The sequence below is a fragment of the Pseudomonas sp. PDM17 genome (assembly GCF_014851985.1).
In the GTDB taxonomy this organism is placed as follows: domain Bacteria; phylum Pseudomonadota; class Gammaproteobacteria; order Pseudomonadales; family Pseudomonadaceae; genus Pseudomonas.
The window spans coordinates 438830-454218 of record NZ_JACVAT010000004.1; the positions used below are offsets into that span (position 1 = coordinate 438830).

Annotated in this window: 14 protein-coding genes; 4 read left to right on the forward strand and 10 right to left on the reverse strand. The window is 67.1% G+C overall.

All coding sequences use genetic code 11. From position 1 onward, the window contains the following. Positions 1-14: 14 nt before the first annotated feature. Positions 15-419: an RNA polymerase-binding protein DksA gene (dksA, locus tag IB256_RS16280; protein WP_081518815.1), complete on the reverse strand. Its 405-nt coding sequence runs from the start codon at positions 417-419 to the stop codon at positions 15-17. A gap of 115 nt (positions 420-534) precedes the next feature. On the opposite strand from dksA, the gene IB256_RS16285 reads away from it, so the two are divergent. Both IB256_RS16285 and folE2 read left to right on the forward strand, forming a co-directional pair. Beyond that, entirely contained in the window at positions 535-936 is a 402-nt protein-coding gene (locus IB256_RS16285; RefSeq protein ID WP_192403277.1) for a hypothetical protein, read from the forward strand. A 69-nt stretch (positions 937-1005) separates the two neighbouring features. Continuing rightward, positions 1006-1893, forward strand: coding sequence for a GTP cyclohydrolase FolE2 (gene folE2 / locus IB256_RS16290; protein ID WP_192294126.1), 888 nt, complete (start codon positions 1006-1008; stop codon positions 1891-1893). Here folE2 and IB256_RS16295 read toward each other — a convergent pair. Both IB256_RS16295 and cfaB read right to left on the reverse strand, forming a co-directional pair. Further along, complete coding sequence (locus tag IB256_RS16295) at positions 1890-2366, reverse strand: GNAT family N-acetyltransferase (RefSeq protein ID WP_192403279.1); 477 nt, start codon at positions 2364-2366, stop codon at positions 1890-1892. The two genes, folE2 and IB256_RS16295, sit on opposite strands and share 4 nt — an antisense overlap. Before the next feature lie 130 nt (positions 2367-2496). Beyond that, positions 2497-3681 (reverse strand): C17 cyclopropane fatty acid synthase CfaB, encoded by a 1185-nt coding sequence (cfaB, locus tag IB256_RS16300; RefSeq protein ID WP_192294130.1) that lies wholly within the window; start codon positions 3679-3681, stop codon positions 2497-2499. A 354-nt stretch (positions 3682-4035) separates the two neighbouring features. On the opposite strand from cfaB, the gene IB256_RS16305 reads away from it, so the two are divergent. After that, positions 4036-5508, forward strand: coding sequence for an MDR family MFS transporter (locus IB256_RS16305; protein WP_192294132.1), 1473 nt, complete (start codon positions 4036-4038; stop codon positions 5506-5508). 15 nt (positions 5509-5523) lie between these two features. Here IB256_RS16305 and IB256_RS16310 read toward each other — a convergent pair whose 3' ends face one another. Next, complete coding sequence (locus tag IB256_RS16310) at positions 5524-6828, reverse strand: MFS family transporter (RefSeq protein ID WP_192294134.1); 1305 nt, start codon at positions 6826-6828, stop codon at positions 5524-5526. A gap of 525 nt (positions 6829-7353) precedes the next feature. On the opposite strand from IB256_RS16310, the gene IB256_RS30995 reads away from it, so the two are divergent. Continuing rightward, complete coding sequence (locus tag IB256_RS30995) at positions 7354-8001, forward strand: lipid-A-disaccharide synthase N-terminal domain-containing protein (protein ID WP_192294136.1); 648 nt, start codon at positions 7354-7356, stop codon at positions 7999-8001. Positions 8002-8008: 7 nt separating this feature from the next. Here IB256_RS30995 and IB256_RS16320 read toward each other — a convergent pair whose 3' ends face one another. The 6 genes from IB256_RS16320 to IB256_RS16345 all read right to left on the reverse strand — a co-directional run bounded on the left by IB256_RS16320 (position 8009) and on the right by IB256_RS16345 (position 15296). Further along, positions 8009-8977 (reverse strand): SdiA-regulated domain-containing protein, encoded by a 969-nt coding sequence (locus IB256_RS16320; RefSeq protein WP_192294138.1) that lies wholly within the window; start codon positions 8975-8977, stop codon positions 8009-8011. Positions 8978-8998: 21 nt separating this feature from the next. Further along, the gene (locus IB256_RS16325; protein ID WP_192403281.1) at positions 8999-10567 is read right to left on the reverse strand and encodes an ArnT family glycosyltransferase; all 1569 of its coding nucleotides are present in this window, start codon (positions 10565-10567) and stop codon (positions 8999-9001) included. Between the two features lie 3 nt (positions 10568-10570). Further along, the gene (locus tag IB256_RS16330; protein WP_192294141.1) at positions 10571-11311 is read right to left on the reverse strand and encodes a glycosyltransferase family 2 protein; all 741 of its coding nucleotides are present in this window, start codon (positions 11309-11311) and stop codon (positions 10571-10573) included. A 24-nt stretch (positions 11312-11335) separates the two neighbouring features. Next, positions 11336-12337, reverse strand: coding sequence for an NAD-dependent epimerase (locus IB256_RS16335; protein WP_192294143.1), 1002 nt, complete (start codon positions 12335-12337; stop codon positions 11336-11338). Positions 12338-12674: 337 nt separating this feature from the next. Beyond that, complete coding sequence (glmS, locus tag IB256_RS16340; RefSeq protein WP_192294146.1) at positions 12675-14510, reverse strand: glutamine--fructose-6-phosphate transaminase (isomerizing); 1836 nt, start codon at positions 14508-14510, stop codon at positions 12675-12677. Positions 14511-14525: 15 nt separating this feature from the next. Next, positions 14526-15296, reverse strand: coding sequence for a DeoR/GlpR family DNA-binding transcription regulator (locus IB256_RS16345; RefSeq protein WP_192294148.1), 771 nt, complete (start codon positions 15294-15296; stop codon positions 14526-14528). Between the last annotated feature and the right edge of the window lie 93 nt (positions 15297-15389).

Below are 15389 nucleotides of genomic sequence, written 5' to 3' on the forward strand. Positions count from 1 at the left end.
CATCTCCAGGGAATTCAGGCTTCGCGGACGTGCAATTCGCGCCGTTCCTGGCGCTCCTTGGCCTCGATGCACAGCGAGGCGGTGGGGCGCAGCAGCAGGCGGCGCAGACCGATCGGTTCGCCGGTTTCCTCGCACCAGCCGTAATCGCCCCGGGCCAGGCGCTCCAGCGCCTGGTCGATCTTGTCGAGCAGCTTCTTCTCGCGCTCCAACAGGCGCAGTTGCCACTGGCGCGACTCCTCGCGGCTGGCGACATCGGCTTCGTCGCTGGCCCGCTCGGTGTCCTGCAGCGCCTGGAACTCCTCCTCGATGCGCCCCTGCAGTTCGTCGCGCTGATCCAGCAGCAGTGCGCGGAAATAGCCCTGTTGCGCCTCGCTCATGTAGGCCTCGCCGGGCTGGGCGAGCAGTTCCTGTTCGGTCATGACCGTCTCCGGAAGGGAGTGATCTTTTATGTTATATTATAACAATGCGCGCTCGACAATAGCCTGCCGACGTGCGATATCGACGCTTCGCTCCACCCATCTGCCGAGACCCTCGATGCTGCGCCGCGCCCTGCTGCTCTGCCTGTTCGCTCCCTTCGCCCACGCCAGCGGGTCCGCGCCACTGCCTTTCCCCGGCGAGGAACCGGCGCGCTGCGCCTGGTCGGCTTCGGTGCTGGCCTGCATGGACGATTCGGGGAATCTCTACAGCGTCGCCACCCAGGGCCACGACACCTACCTGCGCGGTTTCGAGGCAAGCAGCGGACGACGTTGGGCGCAGACCGGCACGCGCTATGGCAGCCTGACCTTCTTCAGCGGGGTGACCAGCGATGGCCAGGTGTGGGTCGGCACCAGCCGCGGTATCGGCTGGACCAACATCAGCCGCTTCAGCAGCTCCACGGGTGACAGTGCGCGACTGACCTGCGGCCGGGTCAGCGGTTGCAAGCAGCATGATCGCTGACGAGGCCATTGCGGGATCGGCGGGAAGCAAATACGTTATATTATAACAATTGCCGACCGTGACCCGCCCATGACCGCCCTGCTCCCCGATATCGCCTGCCAATCCACCCGCCTGCCCATCCCGCTCGACTGGGTCGGCATGCAAGGCATCGCCGTGCCGCTGCGTATCACTGGCGAGCGCGTTGCCGCCTATGCCGACGCCGGCGTCAGCCTCGACGAAGCCGATGCGCGCGGCATCCACATGTCGCGGCTGTACCTGGCGCTGCAGGGGCTGGCGGATGCGGAGCTTTCACCGGCGCTGCTGCATGACCTGCTCAGGCAGTTCCTCAGGAGCCACGCACAGCTTTCCCGGCGCGCCAGCCTGACGCTGCGTTTCGAACTGCTGCTGCGGCGCCCGGCACTGGTCAGCCCGCTGAGCGGCTGGAAGCGCTACGCCTGCGAGATCCACGCGCAGCTGGAGGACGATGCGCTGCACCTGGAGTTGCACCTGAATCTGCCCTACTCCTCGACCTGCCCGTGCTCGGCGGCACTGGCGCGCCAGCTGATCCAGGAGCGCTTCGACGCCGACTTCGCCGACCGCCCGCTGAAGGCCAGCGAGGTCCGCGCCTGGCTCGGCAGCCCGCAGGGCATAGTCGCCACGCCGCACAGCCAGCGCAGCGAGGCACAGCTGAACCTGCGACTCGACCCGACCGCACCGGCATTCGCTTTCAGCGAGCTGATCGACCACGCCGAAGACGCCCTCGGCACCGCCGTGCAGACGGCAGTGAAGCGCGCCGACGAACAGGCCTTCGCCCTGGCCAATGGGCAGAACCTGATGTTCTGCGAAGACGCCGCACGCCGGCTGCACCGGGCGCTGTTGCAGCGCGAAGAGGTGTCAGGCTTCGAGGTGCGCGTGGTGCATGCGGAAAGCCTGCACGCCCACGATGCGGTGGCGGTGAGTCGCTGGGCGCGCGGTTAGACGCCGAGGTCGAGCGCCAGACGAATCTGGTCGCGGCACTGGATGCCGTTCTCGTAGATCGGCTCGGAGTAATGCCGCACGAAGTGGTCCGGCTCGATGCCGACGATGCGGAAGCCCAGGCGCTGGTACAGGCCGAGCTGGGCCAGGCTGGAGTTGCCGGTGGCGATGGTCAGGCGCTGCAGGCCGGCCTCGCGCGCCTGCTCGATGGCCGCCAGCAGCAGGCGCCGGCCCAGGCCGCGCTCCTGCCATTCGTCCTCGACCGCAAGGCTGGTGATCTCGGCGACGCCGGGCTCGCGGGGAGTCAGCGTCAGCACGCCGCGCACGCAATCTGCCTCGTTCAGCGCCAGCAGGCGGGAATCGGGCAGGTAGCTCTCGAGCTGTTCGCGGCTGGGGTCGGCCTTGAGCAATAGTGGCCAGGGCGCCTGCGCGCGCGAGAGTTCGACGAGGGACAGGTCCGGGAAGAAATTCACCATGATTCATCTACCAAAGAGTCAGTGGGGAAAGGCGGTTTAGCCTCCCGTGCCGCTCGATGCAAGCCTTTTGCTCGCGCCGGAAAGGCATCGGGCCCGGCAAGCCAGGCCCGATGGCAATCCCTGAGCAGGCTCAGGCGTAGAGGTCGCGGCGGCTCCAGGGCACTTCGTGGCCGCCGTCGGTGTGCGGCTTGCTGGCAAGAATCTGGTGCAGGTTGATCCAGCCCTTCTTGAAGCCATAGGCGCAACCGGCAAGGTACAGGCGCCAGATGCGCAGGGCCTGGTCGGGCACCAGTTTCGCTGCATCGGCCAGCCTGGCCTCGAGGTTGGCACTCCAGAAGTCCAGCGTGCGCGCATAGTGCAGGCGCAGCCCTTCGACGTCGACCACTTCGAGCCCCGCCTCGCTCATGCGGGCGACGGCCAGCGACAGGTGCGGCAGCTCGCCGTGGGGGAATACGTAGCGGTCGATGAAGTCACCCGCGCCGCGCCCGACCGGGCGGCCGTCGGTGTTGCTGGAGGTGATCCCATGGTTCATCACCAGCCCGCCCGGCCGCACCGCGTCGTACAGGTGCTGGAAGTAGAGGCCCAGGTTGGCATGGCCGACGTGTTCGAACATGCCGACGCTGACCACCTTGTCGTAGCGGCCGTCACGCGGCAGGTCGCGGTAGTCGCGCAACTCCAGGGTCACCTTGCCTTCCAGCCCGTCCGCCTTGACCCGCTCGCGGCCGAGCTTGAGCTGCTCCTCGCTGAGGGTGATGCCGTGCACCTGTACGCCGAACTCCCGCGCCGCCAGACGCGCCAGACCGCCCCAGCCGCAGCCGACGTCGAGCAGCTTCTCGCCCGGCTTCAGGCGCAGCTTGCGGCACAGGTGGCGCAGCTTGGCCAATTGGGCGCTGGCCAGGTTTTCGTTGCCGGTCTCGTAGTAGGCGCAGGAGTACACCATCTCCGGGTCGAGCCAGAGCTGGTAGAACGCGTTGGACAGGTCGTAGTGGTAATGGATGGCTTCGGCGTCGGTGGCCTTGTCGTGGCTTTTGCGCACGTAGTCGGAATCGTCGTCGTCATCGCCCAGCGCGGCGCTCAGGGCGTCGGCCGTGGCGATCACTTCCTGCATCGGCCCCTCGATGTCCATGCGGCCCTCCACGTAGGCGCGGCCGAGGATATCGAGGCTGGGATGGGTGATCTCGGTCAGCAGCGTGGGATCGCGGACAACCAGAGTTACCTGCGGGTCGGGGCCGAGGTCGAAGGCCTGGGCCTCGCCGATGCGGATACGCAGCGGCAACTGCAGGGACAGCAACTCAGAGGGCAGATTGGCTTTCATGCAAACCTCCTGGTCACAGGGCTGAAGAACTATAGACCAGCCTTTCCATAGTCTTCGCCTATGGCCTGGCCCGCGAAAAACTATCGGGCGCCGATCCCTGCAATGAACCTGACGATTCCTCTGCAGTGGAGTACGCCCCGGCGGGTTGCGTTCCAAAAAAGGACAGCACGGCAAGATAGCTCGCCTGTAAAGCCTAGCAGCCGCTTCGTTCATCATCTTTGTCAGCCCTGAGATAGAGCCTTTCCTGCCCGGTAACTATCGCGCAGGCGTGACAGTTCGCCGCTGCCTTGCACTACACTGGGCGCGCCCGCGCCCATCCCGGCCGGAGCACCTCTGCTGTGAAGGGGGCCTTCCTTGAATACCTTGTCCGAGCCGCGTCCGGCGGTCCGCACCGTGCTGGTGGGGCTGATGCTGGCGATCTTCCTCGGTGCGCTCGACCAGACCATCGTCGCCGTTTCCCTGCCGGCGATCTCCGCCGGCTTTGGCGATTTCGACCTGCTGGCGTGGGTCATCTCCGGCTACATGGTGGCGATGACCATCTCCATGCCGATCTACGGCAAGCTCGGCGACCTCTACGGCCGCCGCGTACTGATGCTCTTCGCCATCGGCCTGTTCACCGTCGCCTCGCTGCTCTGTGGCGCCGCCCAGAGCATGGAGCAGCTGGTGCTCGCCCGCGTCCTGCAGGGCATCGGCGCCGGCGGCATGATGTCGGTGAGTCAGGCGATCATCGGCGACATCGTTCCGCCGCGCGAACGTGGCCGCTACCAGGGCTACTTCAGCAGCATGTACGCGGTGGCGAGTATCGCCGGCCCGGTGCTGGGCGGGCTGCTCACCGAGTACCTGTCGTGGCGCTGGGTATTCCTGATCAACCTGCCGGTGGGCCTGGTCGCCCTCGCGGTGTCGCGCCAGACCCTGCGCGGCCTGCCGGTGCCGGGGCGCAAGCCGGTGATCGACTACCTCGGCACGATGCTGATGATCGCCGGCCTGGGCAGCCTGTTGCTGGCGATCACCGAGGTCGGCCAGGGCGCGCGCTGGAACGACCCGCAGATGCTCGCGCTGTTCGTCGCCGCCGTGGTGCTGATCGCCCTGTTCGTGCTGCAGGAGCGCCGCGCGCCGGAGCCGCTGGTGCCGATGCACCTGTTCGGTATTCGCGCAGCCACCCTGAGCTGGCTGATCAGCTTCTTCGCCAGCTTCCAGGTGATCTCGCTGTCGGTGCTGGTGCCGCTGCGCTTCCAGTCGGTCACCGGCGCGGGCGCGGACAGCGCCGCGCTGCACTTGCTGCCGCTGGCCATGGGCGTGCCGATCGGCGCGTACTGCTGCGGCCGTCTCACCGCGATCATTGGCCGCTACAAGCCGCAGATCGTCGGTGGCGCACTGTTGATGCCGCTGGCGATTGCCGGCCTGGCGCTGACGCCGCCGAGCGCGTATTTCCTCTCGGGCGTCTGCATGCTGCTCACCGGCATTGCCGCCGGTACGCAGTTCCCCACCAGCCTGGTGGCGGCGCAGAGCGCGGTGGAGACGAAACACTTGGGGGTGGCGACCAGCAATATCACCCTGTTCCGTTCACTGGGCGGGGCGGTGGGGATCGCGCTGATGTCCGCGCTGCTGCTGGCGATGCTGCAGCCGCTGGCGGGCGAGGCGGGTCACGGGCTGTCAGCCAGCGCGCTGCTGGCCAGCCTCAGCGGAGCCGGCCACGAGGCGCAACGGCTCACGCTGGATGGGGTATTCGGGCACCTGTTCCTGATCAACGCAGGCTTCGGCGCCCTGGCCCTGCTGATCGCCGTGTCGCTGCCCGACCACGCCCTGCGTGGCCGGGGCAACGACTAGCGCTGCCGGCGCAGGTCAGTCCTCGTCGTTGAGGTAGCTGACCTTGCGCAGGTCCGGCAGCAGCAGGCAGACCACCAGCGCCACGCCGCACATGACCGAAACGTAGATATAGAACACCTCTTCCATGCCCATGGTCTTCAGGCCCAGCGCGGCGTATTCGGCGGAGCCGCCGAAGATCGCGTTGCCCACCGCGTAGGACAGGCCAACACCCAGGGCGCGAATCTGCGGCGGGAACATCTCCGCCTTGATCAGGCCGCTGATCGAGGTGTACAGGCTGACGATGGCCATGGCCGCGATGATCAGCACGAACGCCAGGTATGGGCTGCTCACCGCCTTCAGCGCGGAAAGGATCGGCCAGGTGAAGATCAGCCCCAGGGCGCCGAACCAGAGCATCGAGGTCTTGCGGCCGATGCGGTCGGACAGCGCGCCGAACAGCGGCTGCATGCACATGTAGCAGAACAGCGCGAAGGTCATCACGCCGCTGGCCACCTTCGGGTCCATGCCGGCGGTGTTCACCAGGTATTTCTGCATGTAGGTGGTGAAGGTGTAGAAGATCAGCGAGCCACCGGCGGTGAAGCCGAGCACGGTGAAGAAGGCGCGCTTGTGGTGGGCGAACAGTTCGGAGAGGGTGCCCGACTCCTTGCGGTTGAGGTTCGACTCCTTGGCCGTCTCGTGCAGCGAACGACGCAGGTAGAAGGCGATCACCGCGGTGATGGCACCGACCACGAAGGGAATCCGCCAGCCCCACTCCTTCAGTTCGTCGGTGGTCAGCAGTTGCTGCAGGACCACCACCACCAGCACGGCCAGCAGTTGGCCGCCGATCAGGGTCACGTACTGGAAGGAAGCGAAGAAGCCGCGCTGGCCCTTGAGCGCCACTTCGCTCATGTAGGTCGCGCTGGTGCCGTACTCGCCGCCCACGGAGAGACCCTGGAACAGCCGCGCCAGCAGCAGCAGCGCCGGCGCCGCGACACCGATGGTGGCGTAGGTCGGCATCACCGCGATCGCCAGCGAGCCGCCGCACATCATCAGCACCGAGATCATCATCGCAGTCTTGCGGCCCTTCTTGTCGGCGATGCGGCCGAACAGCCAGCCGCCGATCGGGCGCATCAGGAAGCCCGCGGCGAATACCCCGGCGGTGTTGAGCAGCTGCACCGTCGGATCGTCCGAGGGGAAGAAGGCATGGGCGAAGTACAGCGCGGTGAAGGCGTAGACGTAGAAGTCGAACCACTCCACCAGGTTGCCTGACGAGGCGCCGACGATGGCGAGGATGCGCGAGCGGCGCTCGTGGGCGGAGTATTGCGGTACGGCAGGTGTGTTCATGGGGATTCTCTTGTCAGGTGGAACAGCGTCCCGTCTTGATGGACGGAAATCCTTCTGCCGTCCGTGCCCGAGCGTCGCTCCAGGAGCGGAGTTTTCCCGGACACAATCAGAAACAGTATAGACACCTCCGATAGCCGGCTAACGAAATCCGCGGTCCCGACCGGCCCTTTTGGTTCGAATATCGGACACTTGCGAACGCGCGTTTGTCGTTTCCGATTGACCGGCCACTAGCCAGCTTCTATCGTTGGCCCGCTCCCCGCCCTGCGGGAGACTTGTCAGGTACCCCTCGCAGGGCCGGAGCCCGACCTTGTCCACAAGACAAGGTCGATTTCCATTCCCCTCGTGTAGCGGCCTCTGCCGCCTGGCCTCGGTGCCCCGTCCACACCCCCGGACGTGCAGGCACCGGGGGAATGTTGATTCCCCCCGCACTGCGCCACCAAAGCGAAATATCCCCTCCGTAGACTGCCGAAAAGCACTGCAGGCCGTGTCGTGCGCGGCTTTCGTCCATCCGGCAAGGGGCCAGGCTTGAACGCCGTCAATCCACTGTGGTTCGCCATCGGGCTGCTCGCGCAGGCCGCCTTCTCCGCTCGCTTCCTGGTCCAGTGGGTTCTCTCCGAGCGCGCCCGCCGCAGCCTGATGCCGGTGCACTTCTGGTATTTCAGCTGCGCCGGAGCCGTGCTGCTGCTGGCCTACGCGACGCACCAGCGCGACCTGGTGATCTGCCTGGGGCAGCTCGCCGGCCTGGCCATCTACCTGCGCAACCTGGAGCTGGAGCGTCGCCATGGCGGCGGCCGGCCGCTGTTCTTCGCCTGGCCCTGGCTGACCTGGGCGGCGGTGGCGGTGATTCCCGGCTGGTTGTCCAAGCCTGAACCGATCATCCAGGCGCTCGGAGCCGCCGATCCCTGCTGGACCGTCGTCGGGCTGGTGGGACAGGTGCTCTTCACCGGGCGCTTCGTGCTGCAGCTGTGGTTCTCCGAGCGCGCCGGGCGACCGGTCAATCCGATCCACTTCTGGTACCTGTCGATGGCCGGCAGCGTGCTGCTGTTCAGCTACGCGGTGGCGCAGCGGGACCCGATCATCATCCTCGGCCAGTCCTTCGGCATCCTGGTCTACCTGCGCAACCTCGCGCTGCTGCGGCGCCAGGGCACAGGTGCCGGCGCGCAGAGCCACTGAGCAGCGCTCAGCGCTTCTCGAAGCGGTAGAACAGGTTCGGCTCGCTGACCACGAAGAGGTTGCCGCTGGCGTCCATCGTCAGCCCTTCGGCCTGCGGCGCGCGGTGCTTGAGGTCGCCGAAGCCGCCGAGGGAGCGGAAGCTCACCAGGCCACCCTGATCGTCCAGCTCCATGATCAGCCGCGACTCTTCGCTGAGCACCAGCAGGTGGCCGCTGCGGCGGTCGTAATGCAGGTCGGAGATGTCGGTGCCGAACACGCTGCGCTTCACCCAGGCGGTGCGGTCGATGATCTTCAGCTGCATCTTCCCCGCCAGGCTCGCGCGCACTCCGGTGACCTCATAGATCTGCCGCGGACCGCGTTCCTTGCCGATGAACAGGCGGTCATGGTCGGGATCGTAGGTGAGCCCTTCGAAGCCCTTGTTGTGGATGCTCGGGTTGATCGCCAGGGCGAAGGACTGTGCGTCGCTCGCCTGGATGGTCTGGCCGGGGTGCTCGGGCAGGCTGAAGAAGTCGATCTGCTGGAGGTTCTCGTCGGCCACCGCCACCAGCCCGCCGCCCAGGTAGGCCACCGCTTCGACGTCCTCGAAGCCGCTCATGGGGTACTGCGCGAGCATCTCGCCGGCCTTGTTCAGCACGGCCAGCTTCATGTTGCCGGCGTTGGTCACGGCGAGCAGGCGATCCTGGTCGAAGTCGTAGCTGATGGCCGACAGGTCCGACTCGATACCCTTCACCGGCAGCGCGTCGAGGGTCACCTTGTAGTCGGGCAGCCAGACGCTGCGCCCCGCCCAGTCTGCGGCATGCAGCTGGCTGCGCAGGTAGAACCAGGCGCGCTGCTGCCAGTGCTCGGTCAGCACCAGCGTCACCGCCGGCACCAGCAGCGCCAGCCCCAGGGCCAGGCGCAGCCAGGTGCGGCGGTCGAACCGGCGCCACGACGGGCTCCGCGGTAGGGCTTCGATGCTCTCGACGATCTGGCTCACGTGCGGACTCCTCGCGGGGGTTCAGGACAGCGGGCGCTGCCAGGCAAAGCGATAGGCCGGAGCGCTGGCATCTTCGGCGCACAGGCCGTTGTCGGCCTCGGCGCCAACCAGGAACCAGCGCTCCTCGTAATCGCCCTTCACCTCGCGGGCGACTTCAGGTCGGAAGCAGCGCTCCAGGTCCTCGGCGCGGACCATCGCCAGCGCCTGCGGGTGAGCACGCAGCCAGGTCAGGGCCTTCCCGGTCTGGTTCGGGGTGTCGATGCCGAAGTGCACCAGCGGCTGGCGGGCGTAGAGCCAGTGGCCCTCGCGCCAGTGGGTCAGCACCAGCTCGCGGCCTTCGCTCAGACGCTGTACCTCGGCCATCAGCGGCCGGCGGTCATCGCCGGGGTTCTTCAGCGGTTCGATGAAGCCACGGGCGAACCAGGCGGCGAACCAGGCCAGCGCCAGGCCGACGAAGACTTTGCGCGCCCACGGCCGTTCGGCGAACCAGCGGCGCAGCAGCCAGGGCAGCAGTGGCGCCATGACCAGCACCAGGCCGGGCAGCGCGGGGAAGATGTAGAGCTTGCGCTTGCCGCTGCTGAGGCTGAAGAACAGCAGCACCAGCACGACCCAGCCCAGCAGCACCAGCACGCGGCCATCCCGGTGCACCAGCTGGCGGCGCCAGGCCGGCACCATCCAGGGCAGCGCCAGCACCAGCGGCAGCCAGTACTGCGGGATGACCTTGGCGAAGAAGTACCAGAACGGTTCCTGGTGCTGCCAGGCGCTGGCATAGCGCCTGGCGGTCTGGTGCAGGAGGATGTCGTCGAGGTAGGCGCGGCCGTCGGCGCTGCCGCTGCTCAGCACGTGCAGCACCACCGGCAGCAGCCACAGCAGGATCGAAGCCAGGGCCACCAGCAGGCCCAGCCACCAGCGCCTCGCCTGGCCGGGCATCGCAACCACGCCGGACCACTGCCGGCGCACCGCGTAGGCATAGGGAATGAGCATCAGCGCCGGCAGGAAACCCACGCCCTTGCTGATGACGCCCAGCCCCATCGCCGCGCAGGCGACATAGAACCAGCGCCACGCCGGCCCCAGCAGCAGGTGCCGGCACAAGCCGTAGACGCCCAGGCTCGTCCACAGGCAGAGGAAGCCGTCGATGCTGCCGTCGCGCAGCACCGACCAGGTCTGGTAGGTCGCCAGGAACAGCAGCCCGGCGACGAGGCCGATGCGAGGGTTCCACAGGCGCCGGCCGAGGTCGTAGAGGCAGGCAGTGGCGACCATGCCGGAGAGGAACGCCGGCAGGAACAGCGCCAGGTTCGGCGCGATGCCCAGGCGCACCAGGGTCGCCAGCAGCCACATGAACAGTGGCGGTTTGTCCGGGTAGATTTCCGCGGCGCGGTGGGGAATCAGCCAGTCGCCGCTCTGCAGCATTTCCAGCGCAACACCGAGGAAGCGCTCTTCATCCACGTTGCTCGGCTGGCGCAGACCCAGCCCGGCGCCCAGCAGCAACGCCGCCAGCACCAGCAGCAGCCAGGGCCGCCCGGCGCAGCGGCGCCACCAGGTGAACTGTGCGCGGTTAAGCAGGCTCAGGGAGGAGCTTGGGACGCTCATGGTTCAGCGGCCCAGCTCGTGCGGCAGGGCGTCCAGGCGCGTGCGGCGGATCAGCCACCAGACGCCGATCAGGTCGAGGATACCCACCAGAGCACGATCGAGGTTGCCGTACTTGGATACTCCGGCGTTGCGCGCCCGGTGGTTGACCGGGTACACGCGCATGCTGCCCTGGTGACGCTGGATCAGCGCGGGGATGAAGCGGTGCATGTGGTCGAAGTACGGCAGGCGCAGGAAGGCTTCACGCTCGATCAGCTTGAGGCCGCAACCAGTGTCCGGGGTCTGGTCGCGCAGCAGGCGCCCGCGCAGGCGGTTGGCGAAGCGCGAGGCCCAACGTTTGCTCGCACTGTCCTGGCGCTTCACGCGGTGGCCGGCGATCAGCTTAAGGTCAGCCGGGCAGTCTGCCGCGCGCACCAGCGCGAGCATGCCGGGGATGTCCGCCGGGTCGTTCTGCCCGTCGCCGTCCAGGGTCGCCAGCCAGTGGCCGCGCGCGGCCTCGGCGGCGTGATAGATCGAGGTGCTCTGGCCCAGCGAGCGCTCGTGGGCAAGCACCCGCAGCTGGCTGTAGCCGCCCTGTTGCAAGCCCTGCAGCACACTGCGCGTGGCATCGTTGCTGCCGTCGTCCACCACTATGACTTCGAAGCTTTCCCCGGCCAGAGCGGCGCGGACTTCCTCGAGCAGGGCGGGAAGGTTTTCGGCCTCGTTCTTCGCCGGGATCAGCACCGACACGAAAGGACTGCTGGACATGCTCAGACGCTTGCTCCGTACCCGTCACGCCGCCGGGGCGCAGGGCTGTGCGACCGCGTAGAACTCGCGGTACCAGTGGACGAATCGTTCGACGCCGCTCTGCAGCGAGGTGCCCGGACGGAAGCCGGTGCGTTGCGCCAGGGCCTCGACATCGGCCCAGGTGCGCAGCACATCGCCCGGCTGCAGCGGCAGGTAGTTGCGGATAGCACGGCGACCCAGCGCGCGCTCGACGCAGGCGACCATGTCGAGCAGGCGCACCGGCGAGCCGCAGCCGATGTTGTAGAGCGCCGCCGGCGCCGCGCCGAGCTCGCCGGCGGCGGGTGGGCAGTCCTGGATGCGCAGCAGGCCTTCCACCACATCGTCGATGTAGGTGAAGTCGCGGGACATCTCGCCGTGGTTGTAGATGTCGATGGGCTGCCCTTCGAGGATCGAGCGGGTGAACTTGAACAGCGCCATGTCCGGACGGCCCCAGGGGCCATACACGGTGAAGAAGCGCAGTCCGGTGAGCGGCAGGCGGTAGAGATGCGCGTAGGTGTGCGCCATCAGCTCGTTGGCGCGCTTGGTGGCGGCATAGAGCGACACTGGTTGGTCCACCGCTGCGTCGATGCTGAAGGGCATCGCACTGTTCATGCCGTAGACCGAGCTGCTGGAGGCGTACACCAGATGGCCGACGCCGGTGTGCCGGCAGCCTTCGAGCAGGTTGACGAAACCGCTGAGGTTGGCGTCGGCGTAGGCCTGCGGGTTCTCCAGCGAATAGCGCACGCCGGCCTGGGCGGCCAGGTGGATCACCCGCTCGAAACCTTCGCGGCGCATCAGTGCCGCCAGGGCCGGCGCGTCGGCAATATCCAGGCGCTCGAAGCGGAATTGTCGCTGCCCCCGCAGGAGCTCCAGGCGAGCCAGCTTGAGCTCGACGCTGTAGTAGTCGTTAAGGTTGTCGATGCCGACCACCTCGTGCCCTTCACGGCACAGGCGCTGAGCGGTGTGGAAGCCGATGAACCCGGCGGCGCCGGTGACCAGCAGCTTCACCGCGCAAGCTCCGGAGCGAGGCCCGAGACGCGGCCAATCAGTACGAATCCTTCGATCGTCATCAGTCGCCAGCACCCGTTGCGTTGTTGTAGTGACCGGCGCCACGCCGGTTCCCGCTGACGCGGGACTCGGGAGCGCGCGGCAGCTACGGCCACGCGCGCACCCGTTCAGGTTGCAGCGCTGAGGGTGGCGTACCGAGTTGGCAGGCTGGGGACGGTTTCGTGAAGCTTTGGCGGGAGTCGTGCGACGGATTTGTTGCGAGGGCGGCGAAGGGCAGAAACGAACAGGGGGCCGGCGCGATGCGCGGGCCCCCTGGGGTGGAGCTGAGCAGACCGACTTACTCGACGGTTACCGACTTGGCCAGGTTGCGCGGTTGGTCGACGTCGGTGCCCTTGAGCACGGCGACGTAGTAGGACAGCAGTTGCAGCGGCACGGTGTAGAGGATCGGCGCCAGGCAATCGTGGATTGCCGGCATGCCCACCACGTGGGTGCCTTCGCCATCGCTGATGCCGCTGCCGCCTTCGGCGAACACCACCAGCTCGCCGCCGCGGGCGCGGACTTCCTGCAGGTTGGACTTGAGCTTCTCCAGCAGTTCGTTGTTCGGCGCCACGGTGACCACCGGCATGTCGGCGTCGACCAGCGCCAGCGGGCCGTGCTTGAGCTCGCCGGCCGGGTAGGCCTCGGCGTGGATATAGGAGATTTCCTTGAGCTTCAGCGCGCCTTCCATCGCCACCGGGTACTGGGCGCCACGGCCGAGGAACAGGGTGTGGTGCTTCTCGGCGAACAGCTCGCTGATCTTCTCCACCACCTTGTCCATGGACAGGGCTTCTTCCAGGTGGGTCGGCAGGCGACGCAGCTCGTTCACCAGCTCGGCCTCGACGCCATCGCCCAGGCGCTTCTGCACCTGGCCGATACCCAGGGTCAGCAGCAGCAGGGCGACCAGCTGGGTGGTGAAGGCCTTGGTGGAGGCCACGCCGATTTCAGGGCCGGCGTTGGTCAGCAGGGTCATGTCCGACTCGCGCACCAGCGAACTGGTGGCGACGTTGCAGATCGCCAGGCTGGACAGGAAGCCCAGCTCCTTGGCGTAGCGCAGCGCGGCCAGGGTGTCGGCGGTTTCGCCGGACTGGGAGATGGTGACGAACAGGGAGTCCGGGTGTACCGCGACCTTGCGGTAGCGGAACTCGCTGGCAACTTCGACCTGGCAGGGAATGCCGGTCAGGCTCTCCAGCCAGTAACGGGCGACCATGCCGGCGTGGTAGCTGGTGCCGCAGGCGACGATCTGCACGGTGCGTACCTTGGCCAGCAGCTCACGGGCCTGCGGGCCGAAGTTGTCCACCAGCACCTGCTGGGCGCCCAGGCGGCCTTCCAGGGTGCGCTGCACCACGGCGGGCTGCTCGTGAATCTCCTTGAGCATGAAGTGGCGGTAACCGCCCTTGTCGGCCGCCTCGGCTCCCTCGTGGTAGCGCACTTCCTCGCGCTGCACCGGGTTGCCCTTCACGTCCCACAGCTGCAGGCCGTCACGACGGATTTCGGCAATGTCGCCTTCTTCCAGGTAGATGAAGCGGTCGGTGACCTGGCGCAGCGCCAGCTGGTCGGAGGCGAGGAAGTTCTCGCCATGCCCCAGGCCCACCACCAGCGGGCTGCCGCTGCGGGCGGCAAGGATGCGGTCGGGCTGCTTGCTGCTGATCACCGCCAGGCCATAGGCGCCGTGCAGTTCCTTGACCACGGCCTTGAGTGCGACGGTCAGGTCACCCAACTCACTCAGGCGCAGGTGCAGCAGGTGGGCGATGACCTCGGTATCGGTCTGCGAGGTGAACTCGTAGCCGCGCGCCTTGAGCATTTCACGCAGGGGCTCGAAGTTCTCGATGATGCCGTTGTGTACCACCGCCACTTCGCCATGGGAAAAGTGCGGGTGGGCGTTGGCCTCGGTGGGCGCGCCGTGGGTGGCCCAGCGGGTGTGGGCGATGCCCAGGCGACCGAGCAGCGGCTGCTCGGTAATGGCCTGTTCGAGGCTGGAAACCTTGCCGGCGCGGCGGCGGCGATCCAGCGCACCGCTATTGTCGATCACCGCCACACCGGCGCTGTCGTAACCACGGTATTCCAGGCGCTTGAGGCCTTCGACGAGGATCGGGGTGATAGTGCGCTCGGCGATGGCGCCTACGATTCCACACATGGCTTGGCTCTCCTGTCAGTCTTCGCAGCGCGCGCGGATCACTTTCACGCCGCGCGCCTGGATCAGTTCGAACGCTTCATCGCTCAGGCGTTCGTCGGTAATCAGGGTCTGGACGCTGCTCCACGGCAGCTCCAGGTTGGGAATGCGCCGGCCCAGCTTGTCGGCCTCGGCCATGACGATCACCTCGCGGGCGACCTCGGCCATGACCCGGCTCAGGCCCAGCAGTTCGTTGAAGGTCGTCGTGCCCCGCTCCAGGTCGAGCCCGGTGGCGCCGATGAACAGCTGATCGAAATCGTAGGAGCGCAGCACCTGTTCGGCCACCTGGCCTTGGAACGACTCCGAGTGCGGGTCCCAGGTGCCGCCGGTCATCAGTAGCACCGGTTCGCGCTCCAGCTCGCGCAGGGCATTGGCCACGCTCAGGGAATTGGTCATCACCACCAGGCCGGGCTTGCGGCCCAGCTCCGGGATCAGCGCGGCGGTGGTGCTGCCGCTGTCGATGATGATCCGCGCGTGCTCACGGATGCAGGCAGCCGCGGCGCGGCCGATGGCCTGCTTGTAGCGCGACAGCGGCTGGCTTGGCTCGGCGATCAGCTCATGGGGCATCGGCACTGCGCCGCCGTAGCGGCGCAGCAGCAGGCCGTTGCCTTCCAGGGCCGCCAGGTCCTTGCGGATGGTCACCTCGGAGGTGGCGAAGCGGCGCGCGAGATCGTCCACGCTGACCTCGCCCAGTTCGGCGAGCAGCGCCAGGATGTCGTGGCGGCGTTGAGGTGTGTTGCGTTTCGACATGAACTATTAAGTTTCGATTCGAAAGATAATGGTTCGAATCAAAACCTATAAGCTTTCATTCGTCAAGAATTTTCGGCAGAAATGAAATGTTTT

Excerpts from the sequence above, each read along its gene's own strand:
- dksA (WP_081518815.1), bottom strand. The coding sequence starts at position 419 with ATGACCGAACAGGAACTGCTCGCCCAGCCCGGCGAGGCCTACATGAGC.
- IB256_RS16285 (WP_192403277.1), top strand. The coding sequence starts at position 535 with ATGCTGCGCCGCGCCCTGCTGCTCTGCCTGTTCGCTCCCTTCGCCCAC.
- folE2 (WP_192294126.1), top strand. The coding sequence starts at position 1,006 with ATGACCGCCCTGCTCCCCGATATCGCCTGCCAATCCACCCGCCTGCCC.
- IB256_RS16295 (WP_192403279.1), bottom strand. The coding sequence starts at position 2,366 with ATGGTGAATTTCTTCCCGGACCTGTCCCTCGTCGAACTCTCGCGCGCG.
- cfaB (WP_192294130.1), bottom strand. The coding sequence starts at position 3,681 with ATGAAAGCCAATCTGCCCTCTGAGTTGCTGTCCCTGCAGTTGCCGCTG.
- IB256_RS16310 (WP_192294134.1), bottom strand. The coding sequence starts at position 6,828 with ATGAACACACCTGCCGTACCGCAATACTCCGCCCACGAGCGCCGCTCG.
- IB256_RS16325 (WP_192403281.1), bottom strand. The coding sequence starts at position 10,567 with ATGAGCGTCCCAAGCTCCTCCCTGAGCCTGCTTAACCGCGCACAGTTC.
- IB256_RS16330 (WP_192294141.1), bottom strand. The coding sequence starts at position 11,311 with ATGTCCAGCAGTCCTTTCGTGTCGGTGCTGATCCCGGCGAAGAACGAG.
- glmS (WP_192294146.1), bottom strand. The coding sequence starts at position 14,510 with ATGTGTGGAATCGTAGGCGCCATCGCCGAGCGCACTATCACCCCGATC.
- IB256_RS16345 (WP_192294148.1), bottom strand. The coding sequence starts at position 15,296 with ATGTCGAAACGCAACACACCTCAACGCCGCCACGACATCCTGGCGCTG.